This is a genomic window from Cylindrospermum stagnale PCC 7417 (assembly GCF_000317535.1).
Taxonomy (GTDB): domain Bacteria; phylum Cyanobacteriota; class Cyanobacteriia; order Cyanobacteriales; family Nostocaceae; genus Cylindrospermum; species Cylindrospermum stagnale.
Map to the genome: position 1 here is coordinate 2,357,651 of NC_019757.1, position 11,308 is coordinate 2,368,958.

General features: G+C 38.9%; 8 protein-coding genes. 6 read left to right on the forward strand and 2 right to left on the reverse strand.

Translation table 11 applies throughout. The features are described 5' to 3' along the window. Positions 1-158: 158 nt before the first annotated feature. From CYLST_RS09575 to CYLST_RS09595, 5 genes are all read left to right on the forward strand, one after another. Positions 159-5,624 carry a trifunctional serine/threonine-protein kinase/ATP-binding protein/sensor histidine kinase gene (locus CYLST_RS09575; protein ID WP_015207515.1) on the forward strand — a complete coding sequence of 1,822 codons (5,466 nt, stop codon included), beginning with the start codon at positions 159-161 and terminating at the stop codon, positions 5,622-5,624. 284 nt (positions 5,625-5,908) lie between these two features. Next, positions 5,909-6,301, forward strand: coding sequence for a hypothetical protein (locus CYLST_RS09580; protein ID WP_015207516.1), 393 nt, complete (start codon positions 5,909-5,911; stop codon positions 6,299-6,301). Positions 6,302-6,462: 161 nt separating this feature from the next. Continuing rightward, a complete protein-coding gene (locus tag CYLST_RS09585; protein ID WP_015207517.1) occupies positions 6,463-6,873 on the forward strand; it encodes a hypothetical protein in 411 nt (136 codons plus the stop codon). A 307-nt stretch (positions 6,874-7,180) separates the two neighbouring features. Continuing rightward, a complete protein-coding gene (locus CYLST_RS09590) occupies positions 7,181-9,583 on the forward strand; it encodes a tetratricopeptide repeat protein (RefSeq protein ID WP_015207518.1) in 2,403 nt (800 codons plus the stop codon). Between the two features lie 42 nt (positions 9,584-9,625). Further along, on the forward strand, positions 9,626-9,862 hold the full coding sequence (locus tag CYLST_RS09595; protein WP_015207519.1) for a hypothetical protein: 237 nt from the start codon (positions 9,626-9,628) through the stop codon (positions 9,860-9,862). Positions 9,863-10,081: 219 nt separating this feature from the next. Here CYLST_RS09595 and CYLST_RS09600 read toward each other — a convergent pair whose 3' ends face one another. Continuing rightward, on the reverse strand, positions 10,082-10,405 hold the full coding sequence (locus CYLST_RS09600) for a hypothetical protein (protein WP_015207521.1): 324 nt from the start codon (positions 10,403-10,405) through the stop codon (positions 10,082-10,084). Next, the gene (locus CYLST_RS09605; RefSeq protein WP_015207522.1) at positions 10,402-10,842 is read right to left on the reverse strand and encodes a hypothetical protein; all 441 of its coding nucleotides are present in this window, start codon (positions 10,840-10,842) and stop codon (positions 10,402-10,404) included. Before CYLST_RS09605 ends, CYLST_RS09600 begins: the two co-directional genes overlap by 4 nt. Before the next feature lie 150 nt (positions 10,843-10,992). Here CYLST_RS09605 and CYLST_RS09610 point away from each other — a divergent pair, with 150 nt between their 5' ends. After that, a complete protein-coding gene (locus CYLST_RS09610) occupies positions 10,993-11,235 on the forward strand; it encodes a helix-turn-helix domain-containing protein (protein ID WP_245587484.1) in 243 nt (80 codons plus the stop codon). Positions 11,236-11,308 lie beyond the last annotated feature (73 nt).

Here is an 11,308-nt window from a genome sequence, read left to right on the forward strand (position 1 = left end):
AAATATCTCAATTAAAGCCGATAACTCTACAGAAGATATTCCTTCAGTCTCTTCGCCATACCCAGGGAATCTACTTAGAGATTCTATATTTTCTGTAACTATATTTAGCAATATTACCCTGGTAGTGTAGCTTATATTAAAGCCAGCAAAGCAGCCGTATGATTAAGACTACCGTCTCTGCGATCGCACTTCCGGGTTATAGAATTATCGAAGCAATCCATGCTAGCGCTAGAACTACAGTTTATCGTGCTCACCAAAAAAAGACACAGACCCCAGTAATTATCAAAATCCTCAGCACACAGTATCCCAAATTTAATGACCTGATTTTGTTTAGAAATCAGTATGCAATCGCCCAAAATATCGACCATCCCAATATTATTAAATGCTACAGTCTAGAACCTTATGGCAATAGTTATGCATTAATTTTAGAAGACTTTGGGGGCATCTCGCTAAGTCAATATGCAAACTCTCAGGTTTTGAATCTAGAAGATTTTCTAGTTATTGCTATTGCCATTACTCATGCCCTAGAATTTCTCTATCATAATAAAATTATTCATAAAGATATCAAGCCCAAGAATATTCTTATTAATCCAGAAACAAAGCAAGTTAAAATAATAGACTTTAGCATATCTTCACTCTTACCTAAAGAAAATACCGAAATCACAAATCCGAATAGTTTGTCAGGGACACTCGCCTATATGTCGCCAGAACAAACGGGCAGAATGAATCGAGGAATTGACTACCGCACCGACTTTTACTCCCTCGGTGTCACCTTTTATGAGTTACTCACAGGACAATTACCTTTTAATAGTACTAATCCTCTAGAGTTGGTACATTGCCATCTTGCTAAAGAACCCATAAATCCGAGGGTAGTTAATCCCAAACTTCCCCAAGCTATTGCCGATATCATCACCAAGTTAATGGCAAAAACGGCTGAGAAGCGATATCAAACAGCTAGAGGCATTAGATATGACTTGGAAATTTGCCAACAACCTTTGTTAAGTCAAGGTAAAATTGAAGCTTTTGAATTAGCACAACGAGATCAAAGTAATCGCTTCCTAATTCCCGAAAAACTTTATGGCAGACAAAGTGAAGTTGCCACATTATTAAGTGCCTTTGATCGCGTTAGTTGTGGCCAGATAGAATTAATATTAATTGCCGGGTTTTCTGGCATAGGCAAAACTGCTGTCGTCAACGAAGTTCATAAACCAATTGTCCGCCAAAAAGGTTATTTCATCTCTGGTAAATACGACCAATTACAGCGAGATATTCCCTTTTTCGCATTTGTACAAGCCTTCCGTAGCCTCATGGGGCAACTGCTAACAGAAAGTACAGACCAATTGCTGGATTGGAAAAATAAAATCTTATCAGCATTGGGAGAACAAGGAAAGGTGATAATTGATGTGATACCCGAACTAGAAAAGATTATTGGCAAGCAACCAGAAGTTGCGGAAATTACAGGGATTGCTTCTCAAAATAGGTTTAATCTGATATTTGGCAAATTTATCCAAGTGTTAGCCAGAAAAGATCATCCCTTAGTGATTTTCTTAGATGATTTACAATGGGCAGACTCAGCATCTTTGAAGTTAATTCAATTATTAATGAGCGAGGTAAATACTCAATACCTACTGCTGATTGGTGCATACCGGGATAACGAAGTCAGTCCCGGACATCCTTTTATGATGGTTTTAGATGATATCCGTAAAGTTCATGCCACAGTCAACCAAATTACCCTAAACCCGCTGAATGAACTTAACCTCAATCATCTGATAGCAGATACGCTCAGTTGCTCAGAATCCAGAGCAATACCTTTAACTAAATTAGTATTGAATAAAACCAAAGGCAACCCGTTTTTTACCAATCAATTACTCAAATTATTGTATGAAAATGGGTTAATTAATTTTGATTTTGAAGCTGGTTACTGGCAATATAATCTTCCAGAAATTCAGGATTTATATCCGAACAATGATGTTGTTAAGCTCCTAAGCCTTCAGTTACAAAAATTGCCAAAAACTACACAGAATATTTTAAAAATAGCAGCTTGTATTGGTAACCAATTTGATTTATATACCTTATCTATAGTCTCAGAACAATCACAAGCTAAAACGGCATCCCACTTGTGGAAAGCATTGCAAGAAGGACTAATTTTACCAACAAATGAAGTTTACAAACTTTTTCAGGGTGAGTCAGCCCTGAACAATGATGAAAACTTGATAAAAGACAACAGGCATCTGACAGTTTATTATAAGTTTCTCCATGACCGTGTACAGCAAGCAGCTTATGCTTTAATTCCAGCAACTGAGATAAAAGCGACTCACCTAAAAATTGGTCAAATTATCTTAAAAAATACAAATCCAGCAGAATTAGAAGAAAATATTTTTGAAGTGGTAAACCAGCTAAATATTGGTACTGACTTAATTACAAGTCAGTCAGAAAAATATGAACTAGCTAAACTCAATTTAATGGCAGGTCAGAAAGCCAAATCAGCTACAGCTTACGAAGCGGCTATTAGATATTTGCATGTGGGTTTAGCACTGCTAGCAGCAGATAGTTGGCAACATGCGTATGATCTAACACTGGATCTTTATGTGGAAACAGTGGAAGCCGAATACTTAAACGCTAACTTTGAGAAGTCCAAAGAGTTAGCTAATCTCACCTTGCAACAAGCCAAGACGATTTTACATCAAGCGCGGCTTTATAAAATTCAAATCCAGGCTTATATTGCTCAAAATCGCCATCAAGAAGCTGTAGAAATTGGTGTTCAAGCGCTCAAAAACTTAGGAAATCCACTGCCTAATAAACCTACAATGCTGCATATTTTTGCAGCAGTAGTACAGACAAAAATGACGTTATTTGGCAAACGAATTGAGGATTTAGCTACTTTGCCAACCATGACTGACCCCTATAAACTAGCCGCTATACAATTCTTAGGAACTTTGGTTTCTACTGCTAGTCAAGCAGGTTCTCTATACTTTCCACTAGCTATTTTGGCAATGGTCAAGCTTTCGATAAAACATGGCAACTCGGAGGTTGCTGCTATGGGCTACAGTTTTTATGGTGCTATGTTGTGTGACAAATTTGAGGATATTGAAAAAGGCTATCAATTCGGACTATTAGGACTAGAATTGCTGGACAAAATCAGTGCTAATTCACTCAAATGTAAAGTTTCTTTTGTATTCAATAGCATGATCCGACACTTTAAAGAACCTGTTAAAACAACAATTATACCGCTAGTAGAGGGACTACAAAGTGGTTTAGAAAGCGGAGACATAGAATATGCTAGCTATACTAATTTAGACTTAGCTATCCACCTGTTTTTAAGTGGGGAAAATCTGGAAGTACTTGAGCGAAAAGTGCTGAATTTCGTTGAACTGACACAAAGCTTAAAAATGGACGCAATTGCTTTAACTATCAGTGCTATCAGACAGTCTATTTTAAATTGCCAAGGAAAATCATCGGAAAAATTTGCTTTAGTGGGTGAGGCATTTAATGAGTTGGAAATGATGCCTATACTTCAAAATAATGCTTCTCTATTAAACTATATTTATTTTTTGAAAGGTCTGCTAAACTATCACTTTCAATGTTTTGAAGGTGCGATAAAAATGTCGCTATTTGTACAACAACATCAAGAAAGTGATCCAGGTTTCTTAATTTATTCTGTAAACAACTATTACCATTCTCTGGCACTCCTCGCTCAGTTCAACCATGCCTCACCCTCTGAACGCAAGCAATACCTCAAACAAGTAGCACAAAATCAAAATAAAATGAAAATCTGGGCAGAACATGCACCATGTAACTACAAACATAAATATGAATTAGTAGCAGCGGAGAAAGCCAGAGTTTTAGGTCATAATTGGCAGGCTATGGAGCTTTATGACCAAGCAATTCTCGGAGCGAAAGAAAATGAATATATCCAAGAAGAAGCACTAGCTAATGAACTTGCTGCTAAGTTTTACCTTGCCTGTGGTAAGGCAAAAATTGCCCAAACCTACCTGATAGAAGCTTATTACGGTTATGCCAGTTGGGGGGCTAAAGCGAAAGTTGAAAATTTAGAAAATTCCTATCCTCAGTTACTTGCCACTATCATCAATCAAAAAACAATTAGCATTACTCAGAGTAATATAACTGATATAACTACCAACTTAATAGCTGAATCCAGCAGTACAGGTATTTCAGCTATGTTAGATTTAGAAACTGTTACCAAAGCATCACTAGCCATTTCTTCAGAAGTTCAGGTTGATAAATTACTGCATACCTTAATGCAAGTGATTTTAGAGAATGTAGGAGCAGAAAAAGCTTCATTGATTTTAGAGCAAGAGGGCAATTTGATCCTGGCAGTTCAATCCCAAACTCATCAACAACATGAACTACAATCTACACCAATTATCAACAGTCAAAATCTGCCAGTAAGTATTATTAATTATGTCTCTCATACGAGAGAATATCTCTTGATTAACGATGCTACAACTGAGACAAATTTCGCTGCCGATCCCTATATTATCCAATATCAACCTAAATCTATATTATGTACTCCTATTCTGAATCAAGGTAAACTCCTCGGTATTCTTTATTTGGAAAATACTTTAATTGTGGGGGCATTTACTTCTGAGAGGCTAAAAATCTTAGAACTCATATCTTCTCAAGCAGCTATCTCTCTCGAAAATGCGCGACTTTATGGAAATTTAGAAGAGAAAGTACTAGAAAGAACTCAGGAATTAAATGAACAAAATCTGCGTTTGCAAGAAACACTGCGTGAGCTAAAACTTACACAAAGTCAACTAATTCAAACGGAAAAAATGTCCAGTATAGGACAGATGGTAGCAGGTGTAGCCCACGAAATCAATAACCCTATTAGCTTTATTCACGGCAACCTGACTCACATTAATGAGTACACCCAGAATTTATTCACGTTAATCAACCTTTACCAAAAAATATATCCGAATACAGCGCCAGAGATAGATGAATTTTTGGCAAATATTGACCTCGATTTTATGATAGAAGACATCCCTAAATCACTGTCTTCTATGAAAATTGGTACCCAGCGCATCCGCGAACTTGTGCTGACATTGCGTAACTTCTCTCGGCTAGATGAGTCTGGGATAAAACCTGTGAATATTCATGAGGGAATCGATAGTACTCTGCTAATTTTGCAAAGTCGTCTTCAAACTAAAGCCAAGCATTCTGGTATTGAAATTATCAAAAATTATGGTGACTTGCCTCTTGTTGAATGTTATGCAGGGCAATTAAATCAGGTGTTTATGAATATCTTGATTAATAGCATTGAGTCTTTGGACAACTTCAACCAACAACGAACAAAGGCAGAAATCAACAATCATCCGAGTAGGATAATTATCAGTACTCAGGTAGTAAATTCTGATTGGGTAGCTATCTCTATTAAAGATAATGGACTAGGGATAAGTGCCAGTGTTAAACAAAGGCTATTTGACCCCTTCTTCACTACTAAAGAAGTGGGACAAGGTGTAGGGTTGGGATTATCAATCAGCTATCAAATTGTAGTGGATAAACATCACGGCAAGATAGAGTGTATCTCTGAACCTGGAAAGGGAGCTGAGTTAGTGATTGAGATTCCCATCAGACATTCCCCGGTGACAAAGGTATCGTAAAAGAACTCCAGGTGGCAGGATTTTCATCGTTTAGGGGGAGATTTGAATGCGCTACTGACTGGGTGGGTGATGGGCTATAGTGGGGCGTAGGCGATGACGAATGATAACTAAACGAACCTAAAGTCTGGGGCAACCAGAACAAAGCCTGCCTACGCAGGCTAATTACGCGAATCTTCATGAAGAAATGGTATTAAATGTTTTATTTTTTAATGAAGATATATTTATGCATTCAGATACATATTGTATGATATTAACAGCAATTAAACTTGATAAAAACTAAATTTATGAATTTCAAAGCTATTGCTGTAGCTGCAATTTTGGGTCTTTCTGTACCAACCATTGCTGATGTTGCTATTAGTAGCCACGCTGTAGCTGCTGGTAAATACGATTACCCTCAGGGCGAATTTCTTGATAAAGAATGGCAAGTACTTCTGTCATTTCAGGATAATGCCTATTACTACAAAGGCAAAAATCTGAAGAATGGCTCTAATATCACCTTAGTTGGGGCTACAACTTCAGGGACTAAACAACGTCAAGTCTACACTTGGCGTAATAATAAACTTAAGTATGAAATTGTGTGGCGTCCTAGCGACTCTAATGTGATTCGCTTACAAGTAACTGATGGAAAGGGCAAAGTCATTTTGAATCGGTTACTATCCGCAGCTATTTCATACTAAATTCAGGGGCGGGTTTCACAAATATTTATTTGTGACAAAAAACCACAATTTACCAACCTAACCGCCCCTTAAATATGCCTAATTTAGCCTTAACCCTCAGCCCGTTAGGAATGCGATAACATACTCTTGTATAACTAACTGTAGTTAAACCGCATAAATTGATGGATATCGCCTTAATCGTTAAATTGCTCGCCCCCTGTCTGCCGTTTTTGCTGAATGTGGGTAATAAAGTGGTAGAAGGTGCATCTCAAAAACTAGGTGAGGATGGTTGGAATAAGGGAAAAGCTATCTGGGCTAAGTTACAGCCGAAAGTAGAGGCCAAGGAAGCGGCTAAAGAAGCAGCTGCGGATGTAGCGCAAAAGCCAGAAGATGAAGATTTACAAGCGAGTTTGCGGGTGCAACTGAAGAAAATTTTGGAAGCTGATACAGCACTTGCAGAAGAAATAGCCAAGATTTTGCAATCAGAATCTGCACAACCGACTGGTGACAATATTCAGATAAGTGGCGAGTCTTATGACAATAGTACATTTAAGCAAGTCGGTAAAATTGAAGCAGATGAGGTAAATTTTTGATTGACATTTTGCGTTAGATGACTCGTTCCTAGCCTCCGGCTGGGAATGCAGACTTTGAGGCTCCGCCTCAGTATTTTTTCTTGAGGCAGAGCCTCATGAAGGCATTCCCCGGCAGAGCCAGGGAACGAGGGGAATTTTTGATTGGCATTTTGCGTTAGATAACTCGTTCCTAGCCTCCGGCTGGGAATGCAGACTTTGAGGCTCCGTCTCAGTATTTTTACTTGAGGCAGAGCCTCATGAAGGCATTCCCCGGCAGAGCCAGGGAACGAGGGGAAATATCAACAATAATTTTTACTTGCTGTAAGCAATGGTGGAAGAAACTAACTCCCCTAGTCCGAAAAGCATCAAAATGGAGGCAACTGCTAACGATGAGAGTAAATTAACTCAAGTTGGTCATGTTGATGCAGAGAATTTTAATCTGACAACAGAGCAGTTGCAAATTGTTGTTCATTTAGAAGGTAGCACCAAAGCAGAATCGCCTGGGTTTCTCAAAGCGGGAAATCCCCCAAAAACTTTGGCTTACTGGCAGGGACGAGAAGAAGAAATCGCCAAATTGGGGCAATGGTTAACTGATAAAAATACTTTCTTAATTGGCATTGAAGGCATCGGTGGTACTGGGAAATCGATGTTAGCAGCAAAAATTTATGAAGAAATCGAAGGTTTGCCTAAGCGCTTTTGGGCAGATGTTAGTTATGGGGCAGGTTTTAGCGATTTAGCGCGTCAAGTTCTCACAGAATTTGGCTTTCGGGTTCCAGAAGAAGAAACTAAGTTATTGGAGGCGCTGGTTAAATGTCTGAAATCTGGGCAATATTTATTAATTATTGATAATCTGGAGAGTTTATTACAACTAGATAGACAGTGGGGAAGTCAGTTCTACGGGGACTTTTTCAATGCTTGGGTGGAATATGGCGGCAATAGTAAGGTAATAGTCACCACTAGGGAAAGACCGGAATTACCAAAATTTACATGGCTACCCTTGAAAGGTTTGAAAGTAGAAGAAGGGGAAGCGCTGTTAAGAGAGTTAGGTATTCAGGGGGATTTAGGGGAGTTTGTGAAATTGGTAGATGGGCATCCCCTGCTGTTGAGATTGGTAGCAGATTTGTTAAAAGAAGTATATCCTCAAGACCCAGATTTAAGACGTTTAGCAGATTTAGGTTTGGGGAATTTGTCGCAGTTGTTGACAGATAGTAAGGTAATTGGTCAACATCGGCTAGAAAATGTGGGGATGGTGTTGGTGTTGGATGCCAGTTTTGAGCGATTGAGTGAGTTGCAAAAGGCTTTATTGCTCAATATCAGCGTTTATCGTGGTGCTGTTGATAGTGCTGCGGCTGTGGCTGTTTTGCCGGGAAGTTCGGAAGTAGAGATTGAGGGAGAACTGAGAAACTTGGTTAAGCGTTCTCTGTTGTTAGAGAAACTTGATGAAAGGCGGCGGTTTGAGTTTCAGCCTGTGGTGTTGGAGTATGTGCGGTATAAGGCTGGTGAGCAGATAGAGGCGCATCAGCGAGCTATTAATTACTTTCTTTTGAATGTTAAACAACCACCCTGGCAGACTAAAGAAGATATCAAGGAATATTTAGAAATTTTCTATCACAGGTATGAACTAGAAAATTATGCCTTGGCCTTTGATATCTTGAGAAAATGTGATAATTTTTTGACATTACGCGGTTACTACGCTATCCAAGTTAATTTATACGATCAATTAATAGCAGCTTGGGAGAAAAATCAGGAAAGAGAGAAAGATAATTATCGGGTAGTTTTTACTATTTTAGGCAATGCTCATAACTCATTGGGGCAATATCAGCAGGCGATCACTTACCATCAGAAATCTTTGCAGATAGCTAAGAAGATAGGCGATCGCTATGGTGAGGGTAGTTCTATAATAGGTTTAGGTAATGCTCATAACTCATTGGGGCAATATCAGCAGGCGATAGACTACTACCAGCAATCTTTACAAATAAATAGGGAAATGGGCGATCGCTCTGGTGAAGGTTTTTCCTTAAACAATTTGGGTGCTGTTTACAACAACTGGGAGCAGTATCAACAAGCAATTGATTTTCTCCAGCAATCTTTACATATATTTAAGGAGATAGATGATCGCTCTGGTGAATCAACTTGTTTAGGGAATTTGGGTAATGCTTACGATTGCTTGGGGCAGTATCTACAGGCAATTCATTTTTTCCAGCAATCTTTACAAATAAATAGGGAAATAGGTGATCGTAGTAAAGAAGGTAACGCCTTACTTAATTTAGGTAATGCATACAACCTCCTGGCCGACTATAAGCAGGCAATTAACTACTACCAGCGATCGCTACAAATAGCTGGGGAGATAGGTGATCTTAATCTTAAAAGTGCCTGCTTAGGAAATTTAGGTACTATTCACGGACATTTAGGGAATTACCAGCAAGTAATTCAATTTCAGCAAAGGTCTATGCAAATAGCTAAAGAGATAGGTGATCTTAATGGTGAAGCAAATGCTTGGCTTAATTTGGGTCTATCGTTAGAAAGATTAAATCGAGAATCAGACGCATTAGGTGCTTATCGCAATGCCTGTGAACTATATCAGACAATGGGAATTGATGCTAAAGTACAAATTTGCAACAATGCAATTGAGCGTCTTTCTCAACCAAGAGCACCTGTAGTTTCTCGTCGTGGGTTTTGGGGTTTGTTACATCGTTTGTGGCGCTGGTTACGCACTTGGTTTCGGCGGTGAGATGTGCGCTATAATCACTCACAATATTTCATAGATTTAACTATGACAATTCCTTTGCTGCCAACGCTTCACAATCTACCCGCCACCTTACCTTTAGAGGGTGCAATCAGCATTGAGTTACAAGAAGGAATACCAATTTTTAAAGCCTCTAGCAGCGTGCAGACTCGTATTGAAGATTTATTAGCGAAACAACAAATTTCTCCACTCAATCCAGACGAAGAGAAACAACTAGACAGCTACGAAGAAATTGATGATTACCTGAGTTTGATCAATCGTTGAGCTTCGCAATTTCTTACAAAATTCCCATAATCAGATTGCTCGCGGGCAAGATGCCCGCACTACCTGTTTTGATTACAGCAGTTTTCGTCTATTTGAACTACATCTATCGTAGGGACACAGCAGTGCTGTGTCCCTACGGTGTGGTCTATTTACCTGAAAATCGCTGGAAATCGGAATTATCAAATTTAGATGACGTTCAGCTTATCAAGACCGCATAGTTTATTTACCTGCATTACCGAAAAACAACTTTGCTGCATCTGGATTACGTGGACGATATCGCAAAATTACCATTGATGGAAGATTTGAATCTGTAGGTTCGTAAGTTTCATAGTGACTAAAATCCCAAATTTGATTTTTGTTACCATAACAACCAGTCGTGTATGTGTGGTTAAAGTCTCCATTGCCGCAGCACATACCTGTTTCTAGAAGTTTTTCCACTGCTTGATTCATGGATATTGGCATAGTTAAAACCACACCACCATTGAGAGGTGGTATTTCTTCACAGTCATTGCAAGCCATCTCCACAAAATGAGTATTACTCATTTACCTGTTCCTCCTGTAAATACACAAATCCATTTTCTAGTGACTGGATCTCGCCGTTTGGTATAACTTGCCCCTAGCTTTGCTGCTCTGGCTTTACAAATACTTTCTGCTTTAGGTTCACTGGCAGTATCAAGTGGATCTTCCCAGATGCCAACCTCACCTGGATTATCTGGGTTATCAATTATTCGTCTGATATTACCATCAGCATCAGCTATTACCCGCTTACCTCCACCATATTCCCAGACGTAATAAGTGATACCACCAATAGCTACGACACCCACAATAACACACCCTATACCTGCCGTACCAGCACAAAAAGCTGCGGGTGCAAGAATAGCAGGGTTGGCATTAGCTGGAGGTGCAAACAATGAACAAGATACAAAAAATGTCATTCCTACAGCAGTAGTCTGTTGAAGTCTGGCTCTAAATTTTGCCATAATAAACTCAACCTTGAATTGGTTAACGCTAGGCGCTGCATTTCTTCTTGGCGGGAGAGGGCAGCGCCTTTCAAGTTTCATTTTACACTCGCTTTTTCCAAGCGTCAACGGGTTAACGTAATTTAAATAAGAATGACTTAAAGCATGGATATGAAGGAGTTACGAGAAAGCCAAAAACTGAGAACGGTTGACGTTGCCAGTCAAATTGGTATAGGTGAATCAACTGTGAGAAACTGGGAAAAAGGTAGAACAATTCCTAAGTTAAGAATTGACCAGTTTAATAAACTTCTGGAATTATATAAATGCAATTTTGAAAATCTAACGCAAGCTGTAGAGAAAACAAATATCAGGTATAGCAGAACCAGTCAAACCCATCAACCAGAAGAGTCTTGAATAGGCGAGAGTTTCTTAACTCTTATTTAGAAGATATCAAGAATGAAAATTTGTGATTGATGATCTGATAATA